The 16821-nt window shown below is 57.9% G+C and carries 16 protein-coding genes and 1 tRNA gene; 9 read left to right on the top strand and 8 right to left on the bottom strand.

Annotated features, from left to right (window positions below; genetic code table 11):
* Positions 1–234 precede the first annotated feature (234 nt).
* From VGM18_06690 to hypE, 3 genes are read left to right on the top strand one after another with little or no spacing between them, the layout of a single operon-like run.
* Positions 235–495 (top strand): HypC/HybG/HupF family hydrogenase formation chaperone, encoded by a 261-nt coding sequence (locus VGM18_06690; GenBank protein ID HEY3972672.1) that lies wholly within the window; start codon positions 235–237, stop codon positions 493–495.
* Positions 479–1627: a hydrogenase formation protein HypD gene (gene hypD / locus VGM18_06685; GenBank protein HEY3972671.1), complete on the top strand. Its 1149-nt coding sequence runs from the start codon at positions 479–481 to the stop codon at positions 1625–1627. The genes VGM18_06690 and hypD overlap by 17 nt, the downstream gene beginning before the upstream one ends.
* Positions 1569–2648, top strand: coding sequence for a hydrogenase expression/formation protein HypE (gene hypE / locus VGM18_06680; GenBank protein HEY3972670.1), 1080 nt, complete (start codon positions 1569–1571; stop codon positions 2646–2648). The genes hypD and hypE overlap by 59 nt, the downstream gene beginning before the upstream one ends.
* A gap of 42 nt (positions 2649–2690) precedes the next feature.
* Here the strand turns inward: hypE and VGM18_06675 are convergent, their stop codons facing one another.
* The 3 genes from VGM18_06675 to VGM18_06665 form a co-directional block, all read right to left on the bottom strand.
* Positions 2691–3077, bottom strand: coding sequence for a type II toxin-antitoxin system VapC family toxin (locus VGM18_06675; protein ID HEY3972669.1), 387 nt, complete (start codon positions 3075–3077; stop codon positions 2691–2693).
* On the bottom strand, positions 3070–3321 hold the full coding sequence (locus tag VGM18_06670) for an AbrB/MazE/SpoVT family DNA-binding domain-containing protein (protein HEY3972668.1): 252 nt from the start codon (positions 3319–3321) through the stop codon (positions 3070–3072). The genes VGM18_06675 and VGM18_06670 overlap by 8 nt, the downstream gene beginning before the upstream one ends.
* Positions 3322–3419: 98 nt before the next feature.
* Entirely contained in the window at positions 3420–3782 is a 363-nt protein-coding gene (locus tag VGM18_06665; protein ID HEY3972667.1) for a PPOX class F420-dependent oxidoreductase, read from the bottom strand.
* A 203-nt stretch (positions 3783–3985) separates the two neighbouring features.
* Here VGM18_06665 and VGM18_06660 point away from each other — a divergent pair, with 203 nt between their 5' ends.
* Positions 3986–4993, top strand: a complete 1008-nt coding sequence (locus tag VGM18_06660) for an AAA family ATPase (GenBank protein ID HEY3972666.1) — start codon at positions 3986–3988, stop codon at positions 4991–4993.
* A gap of 116 nt (positions 4994–5109) precedes the next feature.
* Here the strand turns inward: VGM18_06660 and VGM18_06655 are convergent, their stop codons facing one another.
* Positions 5110–5721, bottom strand: coding sequence for a hydrolase (locus VGM18_06655; protein HEY3972665.1), 612 nt, complete (start codon positions 5719–5721; stop codon positions 5110–5112).
* 127 nt (positions 5722–5848) lie between these two features.
* Between VGM18_06655 and VGM18_06650 the strand changes: the two genes are divergently transcribed.
* Positions 5849–5923: transfer RNA gene (locus VGM18_06650), tRNA-Gln, on the top strand.
* 128 nt (positions 5924–6051) lie between these two features.
* The gene (locus VGM18_06645) at positions 6052–7503 is read left to right on the top strand and encodes an amino acid permease (GenBank protein ID HEY3972664.1); all 1452 of its coding nucleotides are present in this window, start codon (positions 6052–6054) and stop codon (positions 7501–7503) included.
* 10 nt (positions 7504–7513) lie between these two features.
* Here the strand turns inward: VGM18_06645 and VGM18_06640 are convergent, their stop codons facing one another.
* A complete protein-coding gene (locus VGM18_06640) occupies positions 7514–7975 on the bottom strand; it encodes a Rid family hydrolase (GenBank protein ID HEY3972663.1) in 462 nt (153 codons plus the stop codon).
* Positions 7976–8002: 27 nt separating this feature from the next.
* Positions 8003–9199: an alanine racemase gene (locus VGM18_06635; GenBank protein ID HEY3972662.1), complete on the bottom strand. Its 1197-nt coding sequence runs from the start codon at positions 9197–9199 to the stop codon at positions 8003–8005.
* A gap of 186 nt (positions 9200–9385) precedes the next feature.
* Here VGM18_06635 and VGM18_06630 point away from each other — a divergent pair, with 186 nt between their 5' ends.
* Positions 9386–10369, top strand: coding sequence for an SH3 domain-containing C40 family peptidase (locus tag VGM18_06630; GenBank protein HEY3972661.1), 984 nt, complete (start codon positions 9386–9388; stop codon positions 10367–10369).
* A gap of 13 nt (positions 10370–10382) precedes the next feature.
* Here VGM18_06630 and VGM18_06625 read toward each other — a convergent pair whose 3' ends face one another.
* Positions 10383–11837 carry an aspartate aminotransferase family protein gene (locus VGM18_06625; GenBank protein ID HEY3972660.1) on the bottom strand — a complete coding sequence of 485 codons (1455 nt, stop codon included), beginning with the start codon at positions 11835–11837 and terminating at the stop codon, positions 10383–10385.
* Positions 11838–11849: 12 nt separating this feature from the next.
* A complete protein-coding gene (locus VGM18_06620; GenBank protein ID HEY3972659.1) occupies positions 11850–12065 on the bottom strand; it encodes a hypothetical protein in 216 nt (71 codons plus the stop codon).
* Positions 12066–12414: 349 nt separating this feature from the next.
* On the opposite strand from VGM18_06620, the gene VGM18_06615 reads away from it, so the two are divergent.
* Both VGM18_06615 and VGM18_06610 read left to right on the top strand, forming a co-directional pair.
* Complete coding sequence (locus tag VGM18_06615) at positions 12415–13293, top strand: polyphosphate kinase 2 family protein (protein HEY3972658.1); 879 nt, start codon at positions 12415–12417, stop codon at positions 13291–13293.
* Positions 13294–13416: 123 nt separating this feature from the next.
* A complete protein-coding gene (locus VGM18_06610; GenBank protein ID HEY3972657.1) occupies positions 13417–16770 on the top strand; it encodes a hypothetical protein in 3354 nt (1117 codons plus the stop codon).
* The last annotated feature ends 51 nt before the right edge of the window (positions 16771–16821 follow it).

The raw sequence follows: 16821 nt of genomic DNA, 5'->3' as shown, positions 1-16821 counted from the left end.
GCGTCATCTTGCCCGGTCGGGTCACGCCACGCCACACTCGACCTCCTTCGTTTGCCTGGGAAACCCCGCGTCGCTCTTCCTAACCTACAGGGAAACCCTGATTGGACGGGCGAAAACTTCGCTATATGCTCCTACCGGCGTCAGTCTGGCGTGCTGCGCGGAAAATGAATTGTCTCGTACGCCGCAGAGCGGGCGTATCCTGAGCAGTGAATGCAAATCTAACGGGAGAGATCCATGTGTCTTGCAGTTCCAGGCCGCGTGATTGAAATCATGGACGAGGGCGATGTTTCTTTTCGCCGCGGCAGAGTCGACTTCGGCGGCATCCGCAAAGACGTCAATCTTGCCTACGTCCCGGAGGCGGAAATCGGAAAATATGTTCTCGTGCACGTGGGATTCGCCATCAGCGTAATTGATGAGGCCGAAGCCCAGCGCGTTTTCAGATACCTCGAAGAACTCGGGGGATTGCAGGAGGAACTCGGTGAAATTCCTCAGTGAATATCGCGATCAGAAAGCTGCCGAACGACTGTCGCGCGCCATCTGGGAAAAAGCGACACGTCCGTGGACGATCATGGAGATCTGCGGCGGCCAGACTCATACGATCGTCAAGAGCGGACTGGAAGACTTGTTGCCGAAGGACATTACGCTCGTACACGGCCCTGGCTGCCCGGTCTGCGTCACGCCGATCGAATTGATCGATAAGGCCGTGGCCATTGCGCATCGTCCGGAAGTCATCTTCTGTTCGTTCGGCGATATGCTGCGCGTGCCGGGCTCGGCGAAGAGTCTGTTCGACGCCAAGGCGGAAGGCGCCGATGTTCGCATCGTGTACTCGCCGCTCGACGCCTTGAAAATCGCGAAGCAGAATCCTCAGCGCGAGGTTGTTTTCTTTGCGGTGGGTTTTGAAACTACGGCGCCCGCAAATGCCATGGCCGCGTGGCAGGCCGATTACGATCACATAGAAAACTTCTCGCTGCTGGTTTCGCACGTGCTGGTTCCTCCGGCGATGGAAGCTCTGCTCTCGTCCGACAAGTGCGTGGTACAGGGATTTCTGGCGGCGGGGCACGTGTGCACGGTTATGGGCTACGAAGAGTATTTCCCGATTGCCGAGCGCTACCAGGTTCCCATTGTGGTGACCGGTTTTGAGCCACTCGATATTTTGGAAGGAATTCTCATGACGGTCAGCCAACTGGAAGAAGGCCGCCATGAAGTGGAGAACCAATACGCGCGCGCAACTCGGCGGGAAGGGAACCGGCCCGCGCAGGAAAGAATCATGCAAGTGTTCGAAGTTGTGAACAGGCAATGGCGCGGTTTGGGCGAGATCGCAGCCAGCGGATTTCAATTGCGCGGACGCTTCCAGAAACATGACGCCAACCGGCGCTTCCCATTCAACGGCGTTCCCGCGCAAGAATCGCCGGAGTGCATCAGCGGATTGATTCTGCAAGGCATTAAAAAGCCACACGAATGTCCGGCCTTTGCTGTGAAGTGTACGCCGGAGAATCCGCTGGGCGCTCCCATGGTGTCGTCGGAGGGAGCGTGCGCGGCCTATTATCACTACGGCAGGCGGCAAGCCAATGACCATCAAAGCAATGACCGAGTTCAACCTGAGCTGTCCGGTACCCAAAGTCGCTGACGACCGCATCGTCCTGGCGCACGGCGGCGGGGGGCGGCTCACGCATCAGCTCATCGAAAAGATTTTCCTGCCTGCGTTCGGCAATCCTGTGCTCGAATCGCGGCACGATGGGGCGGTGCTGACCCCCGCGGGATTAAGGACCGGATCGCAACTAGCTTTCACTACGGATTCCTTTGTCGTGCGCCCGCTGATTTTTCCCGGCGGCGATATCGGCGATCTTGCAGTGAACGGGACCGTCAATGATCTTGCCATGTGCGGAGCACGGCCTTTGTATCTGAGCGCCGGGTTCATTCTCGAGGAAGGCCTCGATATGGAGACCCTGCGCATTGTGGTCTCGTCCATGCAAAAAGCTGCGGCTGACGGAGGCGTACAGTTGGTGACCGGCGACACGAAAGTCGTCGACAAAGGCAAAGGAGACGGTATCTTCGTCAACACTTCCGGCATCGGATTGATTGACGTGAACGTGAAGGGAACGATCGGCCCGGCTGCGGTGCAAGTGGGCGACGCGGTCATCGTCAGCGGCGACCTTGGCCGCCACGGCATCGCCATTTTGTCGGTAAGAGAAGGGCTGGAGTTCGAGTCGCCCATCCTGAGCGATACGGCTTGCTTGTGGCCTGCGGTCGAGGCACTGCTAAATGCTGGAATCGAAATTCACTGCTTGCGCGACCTGACTCGCGGCGGTCTGGCCACAACTTTGAACGAGATTGCTGGCGACCGAAATGTTTGCATCAAGCTGAATGAGGCGCTGATTCCAGTACAGGAAACAGTGCAGAGCGCATGCGAGATTCTCGGGCTCGATCCGCTCTATGTTGCGAATGAAGGGCGCTTCGCAGTATTCGTTCCGGCGGCGCAGACGGATGCGGCGCTGAAAGTTATGGAGAAGATTGCGGTCTCAGAAGGCTCGGTATGTGTTGGGAGAGTCGAAGAAAGGCCCGGACGGACGGTGCTGCTGCAAAGCCGCATCGGCGGCAATCGCGTGGTGGACATGCTGAGCGGGGAACAACTGCCGAGAATCTGCTAGAACGTCGCGCTGCCGGGTGAGGCCCTCAGGGTATCGAACAATTCACCGGATCACGTGTATCCGAACCCCCACTTTCAGGTTCTTCCACGACCGGTCGGCAGTGTATACGGGAGCGTTCAACGAGAGCGCCAGCGCCAAACATGCCCGGTCGCCCAGCGACAGGCCCAGCGGACGAGTCTGTGCGATCAGGCTCCCCGCGGTCTTCGCCTGCTCTGGGCTGAAGGCGAGTGATTCGTTGATCGGACTGAGGGCCGCTGCCCATGCATCGTCCGGCTGAATTCCTCGTTCGACGAGTTTGCTCTGCACTTCGGCCAGGTTCACAGTGCTACATACCGATTTGCTCAACAGGCTGGGTGGCAGCTTGGCGGCCCCCAGTTCCCGATTGAGCACAGCCATCACCGCGGAGGCGTCCAGCACGACGCTACTCATTCCGCGCCTCGCGGCGCCGATCCGCAATCAATTCGTCGACCAGCGACACCCCTGGCTTCACGTATTTGCGAACATGCCTCTGCGCCCGCTCAATGCGCCGTTTCAAAGTGGTGATGCGCAATTCGTCATCTTCCATGCGCAATACAATTACGTCGCCGGGATTGATGCCCAGCGCTTTGCGGAAAGGCGCGGGAATAACGACCCGCCCGTTCTCATTCACCTTAAGTCTGGCCTCTGGGTTCATGACACCCCTCAAGTAAGTGACACAGTATACAATAATGTCATGTAATTTAGATAGTGACATAATATATAAGATATGTCACTCATACGTGCAATGTTCGATCAATCGAAGCTGATTTCGATATAAGTATCCGTCCGGGCCCAGACCAAGGGAAGGCGGGCGGCCCAGTACTTGTGGTTGATCGTGATTCGGGCGCGCGCGTGCTCGTCGGACGGGAGAATACGCGCTAGGGCAGCAAACTCCGGTCCTGTGACCTTTCCGCGGATGGTGCACGGGGCGACGCGCACCTGCGGATTATTGCGAATCCGCTTGGTTTTGCCCATATCGCTGCGCGTCATCACGTAGAGCTTTCCGTCTTCTTCTCCGAACCAGACGGGTGTTGCGACTCCCGCTCCGGTTTTGCGAAAGGTGGTGAGCGAAATGTATTTTTGGCCTTGAATCGGCGCAGGAATCTGGCTTGGCATAATTTTCATCCTTAAAGGAAACAATTGTAGCGCCGCGATCCTACGATAAGCGCTAATCGGCTCGCCGGAATCGTCGCGTCCTCCACGCCAATCTCTTAGCTAACATGACTTTTAAACTTTTGTGGCTCGGCGCTGTCGTTTCTGGTGCGGGACATGCATCGGTCGATTGCTCCGCTCCCATCATCTGTGTTACAAGCCTGAACATGCGTAAATGGATGAAAGATCGGTTGCAGCGCCGCAAGAAGAAAGCCCCCGAACAGGGAAGTCAGCCGACGCCTCCTCCGTTGCAGCCCGCGTATTTCGATGCGGAAGCTCCGGTGGCAGAGTCAGGTGTTGTTGAGTCGCCTCGCGAGTCGAATCCTGAAGAGTCGATTCCGCCCGACTACGAAGTTCCGGTGGCGGCGGAACCTGAATTTGAAGGACGACCCCCACGCGAAGGATCCGCTAACGCTCCTGAGCTTCCCCGTCCTGCCGCCAATGCTGACGGCCCGCGGGGACGCGGTCGCCGCCGCCGGGGAGGGCGCGGGCGAGGGGGACGCGGTCGCGAACAAGCCGTGGCTCAGGCCTTCACGCCGGCCGCGGTGAAGGGGATTGTTCCTGGCCTGGAGGGATCCGAAGCAGTTGCGCCGGAAGAACTGCGAGAAGCAGCGGAAGATGCGACAACACAGGACGGGCCACAGGTCGCCGAACCCCAGGCTCAGGTTGCGCAAGCTTCTCGCGTGCCCGTTGCCGTGGCCGCCACGCCGGTTCGGCCCCCGAAAGGGATTGTAGTGTTGGCCATTGGACTTCCGGGTTCGGGTAAGAGTTCATGGTTCAAGCGCCACAGCGTCGTCCCGCTCTCCAGCGATATGGTGCGGTCGCTTCTGTTTGACGATGTTCGTGAGCAACGCTTTCAGGATCTCGTCTTCTCGAATCTGCGTTCCATGCTCAAGGCGCGCCTTATCGCCAAGCGCCCTATGAATTATGTGGATGCCACGAACCTGACGCCGCAGGAGCGCCAGCACTGGATCAAACTGGCCAAGGATTACAACTACGAAGTACACGCCGTATTTTTCGACGTGCCGCTGGAAGTTTGCCTGGATCGCCATCAACGCCGCGATCGCGTAGTGCCGGAAGACATCATGCGCCGGATGGCGGCAAAGCTGAAAGCGCCGTCGTTCGACGAAGGTTTCGCCAAAATCACGGTGGTGCGCGTGAAGAAGAAAGAATAGCTAGAGAGACTCAAAGGCTTCGTGCAGCTTCGCCTGCGAGGTCGCACTTTGTCGGAAAAGCCGAGGGTGAGGACGAGGACGCCTTCCCCAAGGGCGGGCTTTCGGGACAGCCGTCGCTACAAAGACTTCAGATGCGGCAACAGTTCCTTGAACGCCGCCGACGAACTCGATCGCATCAATTCATAAATCATCATCTCGGTCGAGGAAATTACCGCGCCGGCGGAGCGCACGCGGTCCAAACCGATCTTCCAGTTCCACTCTGTGCGAGAACCGACCGCGTCCGATGCCACGTGAACGAGATATCCCTCGCGCAGAGCTGCCAGCGCGGTTTGCGCCACGCAAATGTGGCTTTCCATGCCGCAGAGCAGCAATGTGTTGCGCTGCCCGGGCAGGCGCTTCAGCACGCTGCAAAACTCGTCGCTGCCGAAACAGGAAAACAAAGTCTTGTCGATCGCCTCGGTCCCGGCCAGCAGGGAGGTGAGTTCCGGCACAGTCCCGCCTAATCCCTTCGCGTACTGCGTGCTCACAAGAGCCGGGATCTTTAGAATTCCAGCCGCGCGAATCAGCACCTGCGCATTCCGAACCAATTGCTCGCATTGATAAATCGGGGGCAGCAACTTCTCCTGGATGTCAATGACGATCAGCACGCATTGTTCAGCTTCGAGTGGGCGGCGCGCGATTTCGGCATAGTCTGCGGCAGGCGGAGCCAAGTGAAGGGCTGGGGCCATAGCTTAATCCTCACCAGAGAGTTGATCGCTTGATTCTACCGCTGCCCGAAGCGGCTTTCGGTTGACCCGCCTCAGATTCAACCATAAAATGAAATTGGGTTGCGGGCCGCGGCTCCAATCCGGAAACTGCCCCCTCGTTCAACGGCTAGGACACCTGCCTCTGGAGCAGGCTATCGGGGTTCGAATCCCTGGGGGGCAGCCAATACTTCTTTCCATCCATCACTTTCACTTTCCGGTCCATCGCTTCCACAAATTTTGCGTTTTGCAACCCGCCTCATATACTTCCTCGACGCAAATATCCCAGGCGCGACTCGAATTTTCCGACGAAGAATGAGCCTTGCACATAAGGACGCCGAACCACAGCTCTATCGCGGACTCACCCTCGCCCATACTGTCTCGCTGATTGTGGGTACGGTCATCGGCACCGGAGTTTTTCTCAAAGCTGCTGTTATGGCTCAGTCCGTGGGTTCGCCGGGCCTCGTGCTCTGGGCGTGGGTTCTCGCTGGTCTTCTTTCGATGGCGGGAGCGCTCACTTACGCCGAATTGGGCGGGCTGCTGCCACATGCTGGCGGCGAATATGTTTATTTGCTCGAAGCGTATGGCGAGGGTCCGGCGTTTCTGTTTGGATGGATGCGGCTAGTCATGGGATCGGCCGGATCGATTGCCAGTCTCGCGGTTGGCTTTGCCACTTTTCTGGCTGCGATCTTGCCTATCAACTACGTCTGGAGCGAATACAACTATCACGCTTTTGGTCAGACGCTGGTTTGGCGATTCGGCACGCAGCAGGTGCTGGCGGTGGGCGTGATCATTCTGCTCTCGGCGTTGAATTGTGGACGCGTGGTGTTGGGCGGGCAGGTGCAACTCTGGGTGACCATTCTCAAAGTTGCGGGAATCGCTGTCATCGTCGGCGGCATTCTGCTGTTCTCGAAGGGTGGCACGGTGGCCCATCTGGCGAGTCCAGCGGGCGGCGGAACTGGCGTTGGCTTTTGGCATGGCGTCGCTCCCTTCGGCACCGCGATGCTGGCAGCGCTCTGGGCTTACGAAGGCTGGAATCAGATGCCGATGGTAGCCGGCGAGGTGCAAAATCCCAGGCGGAATGTGCCGCGGGGGTTGATTATCGGTACCGCGATCATCGTTGTCGTGTACTGCCTGGCCAACTTTTCCTATTTTTACGCGCTGCCTTTTTCTGAGGTTCTAAGCTCGAATTCCAGCAGCTATCGCGACGCGCTGCCGGTTGCGGCCAAGGCGGCGCAGACTTTTCTGGCTCGCTATGGCGCGACTTTGGTATCGATTGTGTTTGTGCTTTCTACACTGGGCGCGTTGAATGGGACAATTCTGTCTTCGGCCCGGGTGCCTTATGCCATGGCTCGAGATCGGCTGTTCTTCGCTCCGTTTGGCCGCCTCAATCCAGCCACGCAAGTGCCGGTATTTTCGATTGTGGTGCAGGGCGTTTGGGCCAGTCTGCTGGCTATCTCGGGAACCTACGATCAGCTTACCGACTGTGTGGTTTTCGCTTCATGGATTTTCTACGCGCTGGTAACGACGGCGGTGTTCGCACTTCGCCGCAAGATGCCGCATGCTGAACGGCCATATAAGACGATGGCGTATCCATTCTTGCCGCTGGTGTTCGTGCTGGTTGCCGCGTGGCTGGTGTGGAATACGATTCATACGCGGCCACTCGAATCGACGGTGGGTTTGGGGCTGATCGCGGCGGGGCTTCCGCTCTACTTCTATTTTCGAAAGTCGCGCATGGGATCGGGTTCCAACTCCGGCCCAGTGTAGAGTTTGCCATTTACCGGGCACGCCGAGTCTTTTTCTTTGTTGAGCGCTTCGCGCTTCGTGCGCGCGGCTTCGCATTCGACTCAGTCTGTGGAAGATAGGCGATACAGTCGGCCTCGATCAGCATCCCCGGCAATTGACGCAGGTCGCTGCCCACGGTCGTGCGCACGGGATAGGGGGCGGCAAAACGCCGGGCATATACGGCGTTGTAGCGCGCGAACAGCGCGGTGTCGCTGAGATGGACGGTCACTTTGACCACGTCGGCGAGGGTTGCATGGTCGGCGGCGAGCACGGATTCCATGTTGCTGATGACTTGTTCGGTTTGTTCTTCAATCGATTCGCCGGCCAGCTTGCCGGTTTTGGCATCGAGCGGACCGGTTCCGGTGACGAAGATAAAATCTCCGGCGCGCCAGCCTTGCGAATACGCCCCCTGCGGAGCTGTGCCTTTCGTGGTTTGAATCACATATTTCGCCATCGTTCCCCCCGTCAGTCGACTTTGAACCTACGTTCTGAGTCCTCGCGCCTGAACTCGCCACACCACTTCCACGCGCTCGCCGCGGAAGCCGATGATTTCATCGTTCAAATTGGCACAGGTGCAGGCGTGATAAGGAAAGAAGCGAAGTTTCTCTCCCAGCTTTATATCGTCTTCTGTGCGAGCCATGCCATGCTCTTCGTTGAGGCGCTCCACGAAAACTCGACGATCGACGGCTCGGGCAATAGCCGCGGGAGCGCGTGCCGTGCCGGCTCCGCCCGCATCTCCGCTGAAGGTCTTGGTGCCGCCATCGATCGTCAGTCGCCCGGAACCGTTCGTGCTCGAAACTGTACACAGAACCGAGAGCGCGAGCTGATCTTCGCTCGCGATGCCACGATTCAGTTGCATCAGGTCGTTGAAAACGTAGTTGCCCGCTCGCACTTCGGTGATGCCCGCCACTTCGGCAACCCATTTTCCGGTCGGCGTGCTTCCGGCTGTGACCTCGCTGCACGCAATCCCATTCGCGCGCAGCCGATTGGCTACGTCCACCAGCAGTTGGCCTTCGGCGTGGCCCGCATCTTTTGCGCTGGGTTCTTCCGGAAGCCCGGACGAGTGAATGGAGCGATAGGTCGTGATACCGGCGAATCGCAGACCCGGTAGCGAACCGATAACGCCCGCAAGTCGCGCAGTCGCGGCATGATTGTCCCACGAGATTCCTCCGCGGTGAAGCCCGCTGTCAATATCGATCTGGACGTGGATGGTAACTCCCGCCGCGGCCGCCGCCCGCGATAGACCTCGGGCAGCCTCTTCGGAGTCACAGTTTACTGTGAGGCTTCGTACGCGCTTGGCGAGGGCGGCGAGGCGCTGCCACTTCGTTTCGCCGACCACAGGATACGCAATGCATATATCTTCGATCCCTGCCGCGGCGAAGGGTTCGGCCTCGCTCACCTTGGCGCAGACAATTCCGCGCGCCCCTGCCGCCACCTGCATGCGGGCGATTTCGGGAATCTTGTGGGTCTTAATGTGTGACCGAAACTTTACTCCGCACCGATCGGCGTGCTCCTGCCATTCGCGGATGTTTTTCTCCATCCGATCCAGATCGATCAGTGTTGCCGGAGTGTCCAGATCGTAGATCGATGAACCAAGGATCGATGAACCAACGATCGATGAACCAAGGATGGATGAATCCAGTATGGACGAATCTTGCTTCACGTAAATTGCTGCCAAGATTAAATCCTCCCCCGCTGGTAATTGAGCGCCCCCAGCATATCCTCTTAGGCGGCTGTGAGGAATCCCGTATTCATGAGCTTGAGGGCGAGCGTCTGCATTTGGCGGTTTCTTGCGGATTCAGTGGCAGGCCTCGCTTCGAATCCGTTACCATCGAAATCCGAGGGCGCACTTTTGATAGCGATAATGCCCACGATCCCACTGTTGCGAAAGATTCGCCGACCTTGCCGTGTCGTCCGGCCCGCTGCCGCACTCGCGGTTCTGTGTATGGTTTGGATGCCGGCGGTTTTTGCGGCAAATAGTACCCAGATCATTGTGGTACCGGTCGCCAATATATTCTCCGCGCCCAGCGACGACGCTCAGGTAGTGTCGCAGGCCATTTACGGCAGCAATGTGACGCTGCTGATCGCGCGCGGAGAATGGTGCAGAATTCAAACCGCCGATCATTCCAAGGGATGGGTTCGGAGCCGCCATCTTCGCCTGGTGCAGAGCGGCAACGGCTACGCCACTTCAGGCGAGACAGTGCAGGTCGAAAGTCTTTTCGCCAATCTGTATCAGGAGCCTGAGGTCACGCGCCACAAGCCCGTGCTGACCATTCCCTTCGAGGCGCGCCTGGAAGTGATGGCCGAGCAAAAGCCCGGAGATGCGGCAGAGGAACCAAGGGCGACCATGACGAAGTCTGCGAAGACAAAATCCGCGGTACCGAGGCCCGAGGGCTGGTTGCAGGTTCGCCTCCCTGACAAGCGCAGTGGGTGGATTCAGTCGAGCGACGTGGTTGCCGAGCCCAAGCCGTTGTCGATCGCCGAATCGATCGAACTCGCCAAACGCTTTCTCGGCATTCCATATTTGTGGGGAGGCAGTTCCAGCTTCGGTTTCGACTGCTCCGGCTTTACGCAAATGCTAATGCGGGCCCGCGGCTTCAACATGCCGCGCGACGCCGACAAGCAGGCCGCATGGACGGGACTGAAGCCGGTCGATCGCCCGGAGTTGCAACCCGGCGATCTGCTATTTTTCGGTTCCACGCCGCGCAACATCACTCAGACTGGAATGTATATCGGCGAGGGCCAGTTCATTCAAGCCACCACCAACGGCCATGCGGTGGTCCAGATCAGCCGTTTAGACGACCAACCGTGGACGCAGCTTCTTGTCGCCAGCCGAAGAGTCAAGTGAGCGGGCGATGATCCTACGCTTCAACATCCGCCCCCTGCTCCACGATCATCTTGACCAGTTCCTCTAGTTGCAGCTCTGTAACCGTTGGATTCATGCAGGTCAACTTCAAGCATTGGCGATTTCGAATTCGGGTGTGGCCGATCACGGCCAATCCGCGATCGAACAGGTGCTGACGAAGTGCGGCATTGATCAGTTCTGAGTCCGCTTCCGCATTCGATGGGCGATAGCGAAATACGACAGTGCTGAGTTGAGGATCGCACAGCAGTTCGAGGCGAGGCGACTCGCGAATCAGTTTGGCTGCGTGATTGGCCAATTCGATAGTGCGGTCGATCATCGCCATCAGCCTGCTGCGGCCGACAGTTTGCAATGAAATCCACAGCTTCAGTGCGTCGAAGCGCCGCGTAGTCAACAGCGAGGTGGTAACCAGATTGGGGATGCCCGCGCCCTCGTGGAGTTCGGGGTTGAGGTAATCGGTATGGAGCTTGATGGAATCGAAGTGGCGCAGGTCGCGCAACAAAAAAGCGCTGCATGGAATCGGCTGCCAGAACAGTTTGTGAAAGTCGATGCCGAGAGAATCCGCGGCTTCGATCCCTTGCAGCTTGTCGCGATGCTGAGTCGAAAAAAGCAATGCTCCGCCATAGGCCGCATCCACATGAAGCCATGCGCCAACTGCTCGGGCGAGCGAAGAGAGTTCGAGCAACGGATCGACCGAGCCGAAGTCTGTAGTCCCGGCCGTCGCCACGATTGCCATGGGGATGAGTCCCGCAGACTGAGCGGCCTCGAGCGAATTCCGCAGGGCTCCGGGATTCATGCGGAAATGTCGATCCACATCGACTCGCACCACGGCATCGGTTCCCAGGCCTAATTGCGCCGCGGATTTTTCCACGGTGAAATGCGCAACTTCCGAACAGAAGATGCGCAGGCGGCGGGCTTCGGGTGGAAGACCGGACTTCTGCACACGGCAATTCCAGTGCTTATGCGTGGTTTCATCGCGGGCCAGCAAAAGGGCCAGATAGTTTGATTGCGAGCCGCCGGTGGTGAAGGTTCCGGCCGCGGTCGCAGGCAATCCGGCTTCGCCGCACAGCCAGCGAATCATCTTCTGCTCGACCACTGTTGCGACGGGCGCCTGATCGAACGAATCCATGGACTGATTGAGCGCGCCGATCACGACTTCAGCCGCGAGCGCGGGCAACAACGGCGGACAATGCAGGTGCGCTGCCGTGAAAGGATGGCTGACCATCACCGAATTTGATACCACCGCACGCAGTTGGTCGGCGATCTGTTCGATCCTGAGTCCCACGGTTGGAAACAAATCCGCGCTGGTTAAGTCTGCCAATGCTCGCGCATCTTTGCCGTTATAGGGATGATCTGGGATCGAAGTGCAGACAATCTCTGCGGCGCGCGCCACCAGCCGTTGGTAAAGGGCTTTCGCTTCCTGGGTGGGAGTCAAAAATTCAGATTCAAACAAGCGGGTTTTTTCCTATGTCTTCCGTAATCCAACAACAAGCGCGAGCACACCGCCGGCTAGAAGAACAATGCCCACGGCAGGAGGAAGTTTTTCGCTGCTTTGGGTCTCGACGCCGATTTTCGCGTCCCCGATCTTGACTCCGTGACTCTCATTGTGAGGAACGGGTACGACAAATGTTAGGAATCCCAGCACCAGAAGCAGTAGTCCGACGAGAGCAAGAGGTTTCATAGGAATTCTCCGATTGGAATCGCGCGTTTGTACGCGCGGCGTCGCCATAAGCTCGCCGGCAGCGGCTCCGTTATTCGACGAAGGTCGGCAGCTCTCCACGTGATCCTATCACCACTAAGGATCGCCGTAGCAGCGGGTCGTGATATTTGTTGCCAAGACGCTGGAAGAATGCGACAGGATCGCTTCAGTGCTTTTGGCGGTAGATAGCGCTATGATTGCAAGGCCGTAAACGCCGTGTACCTGTTGGCTGCGCCTGGGATAGCAGTTCTGATCCGGCAATCGAAGGCTCTCTGTAGAAGCGAACTCTCTAGCTCCTTTGTGAAAAGAGTTTTTAGGGAACAGGTTGCGAATGAAGACTGACAACTTAGCCAAGAAGTTTCGGGTAGACAATGGCAAGCATTTTCGGCTGAAAGATTTTGATCCCGAAGATACCGGCCAGTGGCGCTCCAAGGAGCATGCCGAGGAAGCGCTTCAGAAAGGCATTCAGCGGACGGCTGATTTACAAGACAAGCTTTATGCGCAGGATAGCTGGGCGCTGCTGCTGATTTTCCAGGCAATGGACGCCGCGGGAAAAGACGGCGCTATCAAGCACGTGATGTCGGGGGTAAATCCCCAGGGCTGCCAGGTGCATTCCTTCAAAGCGCCGTCGGGGGTTGAACTGCAACACGATTTTCTGTGGAGGACAACTGTCGCGCTGCCCGAGCGCGGGCACATCGGAATTTTCAATCGGTCGTACTATGAAGAAGTGCTCGTGGTACGGGTGCATCCGGAGATTCTTAAGGGTCAGAGAATTCCAGAGGGTTTGATCGGTAAGCATCTGTGGAAGGAACGCTTCGAAGATATTCGGTGTTTTGAACAGCATATGGCGCGGAGCGGAACGGTCATCCTTAAGTTTTTTTTGAATTTATCGAAGAAAGAGCAGAAAAAGCGCTTCCTGGCCAGGTTAGACGAGCCGGAGAAAAACTGGAAGTTTTCGGCGGATGATATTCATGAGCGCAAGTACTGGGACGACTATCAGCAGGCTTACGAAGAAATGATTGCGAATACTTCGAGCAAAGTGGCGCCATGGTACGTGGTTCCAGCGGACAACAAATGGTTTTCGCGGCTGGCCATTTCAGCGGTGCTGGTCGAAACATTGGAGTCGTTAGGCCTGGGTTATCCCAAGGTGAGTGCCGCGGAGCGCAAAGAACTCGGGGCGGCGAAGAAGAGCCTTATTGCCAAGAAATAAGCCAAACTGAGGAAGGAGCCGCGTGACTCAAAGTCAGTGATGGCAGTCTGAATTTAACCTGCTCTTTTCAGCAAGCTTCAACTCAATTACCATAGCCAGATCGTTCACATCCCTGGAGATAATATGGGCCCAGATTGCTTTCGCATGATGCTGCCGCGCCTTATCCATCCGAGCTTTAGCCGTCGGAACTTCGCCAACTTTGTTCTCGCCGTCGTGTTCGCGGTCTTCCTGGTGGCTTCTGCAAGTGGCCAGACCAAGCCAGAACGGCAATCCAAGGCTGCGAAAGCTGCGCCAGCCAGCCCGACTGCGCAAGCTGCGCCTGGCGCTGCGAGCGATTCCGACGAAAGCGAATCTTCTTCTAAGCCGGAAGAGAAGGCATTCAAGGGCATGAAATATCGCATGATCGGGCCCTTCCGTGGCGGGCGGTCACTGACTGCTGCTGGGATACCGGGCGATCCCACGACTTATTATTTCGGCGCAACCGGCGGAGGCGTGTGGAAGTCGACCGATGGCGCCATGACCTGGTCTCCGGTTTTCGACAAAGAGGGCACTTCCGCCATTGGCAGCATCGCAGTGGCGAGTTCGAATCACAATATTCTTTACGTGGGGACGGGCGAGGCCTGCATCCGCGGCAATATTTCGCATGGGGATGGAGTCTACAAAACACTGGACGGCGGAAAGACATGGAAGAATGTGGGTCTGCACGATTCGCGGGCGATTGGAAAGCTGATTATTAATCCTACGAATCCCGATATCGTTTTCGTGGCGGCTCTCGGGCATCCCTACGGCGCGAATACCGAGCGCGGAATTTTCCGCACAACTGACGGCGGCAAGACCTGGGAGAAAGTTCTCTACAAAGACGAAAACACGGGTGGCATCGATGTCGCCTTCGATCCGCACAATCCGAATATTGTGTTTGCGGCTTTGTGGCAGGCGCGGCGTACTTCGTGGAGCATGTCGAGCGGCGGGCCGGGCAGCGGCCTTTACCGTTCGAACGATGGCGGCACAACCTGGAAACATTTGGAAGAACACGGCCTGCCCAAGGGGCCCTACGGAAAAATCGGCGTGAGCGTGGCGGCGAACTCCGACCGCGTGTATGCGTTGATTGAAGCCCACAATCCCGATGGAGGGCTGTATCGCTCCGACGATGGCGGCGAGTCATGGCAGTTGGTGAATCCCGACCACAGCCTGTGGCAGCGTCCGTGGTACTACATGCACGTGATCGCCGATCCACGCGACGAGAACGTTCTGTACATCATGAATGTCGAGGCCTACAAGTCGACCGATGGCGGACACTTGTTCAACAAGGTCCGAGTGCCGCATGGCGACAATCACGGACTTTGGATCGATCCGCAGAATACGCGGCGCATGATCGCATCGAACGATGGTGGAGTGACGTTAACCCTTGATGGCGGAAGGAACTGGACCCGCCAGGAGAATCAACCGACGGCGCAGTTCTATCACGTCATTACCGACTCGGCCACGCCGTATCGCGTGTATGGGCCGCAGCAGGACAGCGGCACGGTTGCCATCGTGAGCCGCAGCGACGATGGTTCCATCGACCGCAGCGATTGGTACGACGTGGGTGGTGGCGAGGCGGGCTACATCGCCCCCGATCCGCGCGACCCGAACATTGTTTATGCGGCTGACTACCAGGGAAACATCACACGCTACGACCGGCACATCGGCCAAGTCAAGGCAATCACCGAGCAGCCGGAACTTTCCGACGCGCATGGGGCGGCGAATCTGGAGCATCGCTTCCAGTGGACCGCGCCGGTACTGCTTTCCCCGCATGATCCGAATACGCTGTATCACGGCGGCGAACGGCTTTTTAAAACGACGGACGGCGGCGTGCACTGGCAGATCATCAGCCCGGATTTGACCCGCAACGACAAGGAAAAACAGAAAGTATCGGGCGGCGATATTACGCTCGACGACTCCGGAACCGAATATTACGACACGATTTTTGCGCTGGCGGAGTCGCCGATCAAGAAAGGACTGCTCTGGGTTGGCACCGATGACGGTCTGATTCAGTTGACGCAGGACGAAGGCAAAACCTGGAGCAACGTAACGCCCAAGGATATGCCGGAGTGGGCGCGCATCAGCCAGATCGATCCTTCGCCGTTTGATGCGGGCACGGCCTACGCGGCTGTCGATCGGCATCAGTTCGACGATCTGCGTCCTTACATCTACAAGACCAGCGATTATGGCAAGAGCTGGACAAAGTTGACGCAGGGAATTCCGGACACGACTTTTGCTCGAGTGGTGCGCGAGGATCCCAAGAAGCGCGGATTGCTCTATGCCGGAACCGAAACGGGCATCTTTGTCTCGTTCAATGACGGCGCGAACTGGCGATCTCTGAAGTTGAACCTGCCGACGACGCCGGTGCACGACCTGGTGATCAAAGGCGACGACCTGGTGGTGGCGACGCACGGACGCGCGTTCTGGATTCTCGACGACCTGTCTCCGTTGCGCCAGTATAGCGATGACCTCGCGCAGAAAGATGCGTTCCTCTACGCGCCGCGCACGGCTTATCGAATTCAGGCGGGAGCGGGTGGGGAGCGGCATCCTTCGAAACTGACGGGACAGAATCCGCCGGCGGGCGCAATGATTTATTACTTCCTGAAGGAATCGCCGAAGGCCGACACTGAGGCGAAGATTGAGATTCTTGACGCTTCGGGGAAAGTGATTCGCAAATACTCAAGCGCCGAGTACAACACGCTGGAAGAGCCGCTTGAACCAGACGATAAGAAACCGGAAAAACAACTTAAGCCGGACGCCGGCTTGAATCGCTTCGTGTGGGATTTGCGCTATGAGGAGGCGCATCATATTCCCGGCTACTATCTGTGGGAATATAACGGCGGATCGCGCGGGCCGGTTGCAGTACCGGGCCATTATCAGGTTCGGCTCACGGTGGGCAGTGAAACACAGACGGCGGGATTCGATTTGAAGCTGGACCCGCGGGTGCAGGCCAGTCAGGCCGATCTGGAGGCGCAATTCGACCTGCTGTTGCAGACACGCGACGAACTGAGCCGAGTCTGCGATGCAGTCAACCAAATGCAGGATGTGCGCTTGCAGTTGTCGGGGCTGAAGCGGCGGCTACCGGAAAATGCCAGCACTAAAACGATTGTGAATGCGGCCGACGATCTGGAGAAGAAGCTGGTTGCGGTGCGCGAGGAACTTGTCAACTTGACCATCAGCGCCAACGAAGACTCCCTGGCCTATCCTCCACAGCTCGACGCCAAACTGGCATACCTGGCGATGGATGCGGGCAGCGCCGATTCGGCGCCGACGGAGGCGGAGCAGCGCCAATTTGAAAAGCTCAAGCGGCAGAGCGGGGAACTGATCGGACGCTGGGAGGAGTTGCAGCGCCGCGATCTAGCTACCTTCCAGAAGATGACCGCTGAAGGCAGCTTGTCGACCGTGGTTGTGCCACCGGCGGGGCGTGCGACCGATGAGCCAATTCCAGCGCACTGATCTTTGTTCCCTGTAGCCTCCGATGTTCCCTGTAGCCTCCGATCCAGCCGG

Source organism: Candidatus Sulfotelmatobacter sp., assembly GCA_036500765.1.
Taxonomy (GTDB): Bacteria; Acidobacteriota; Terriglobia; order Terriglobales; family Acidobacteriaceae; genus Sulfotelmatobacter.
This window is presented reverse-complemented; position numbering and strand designations above follow the sequence as displayed.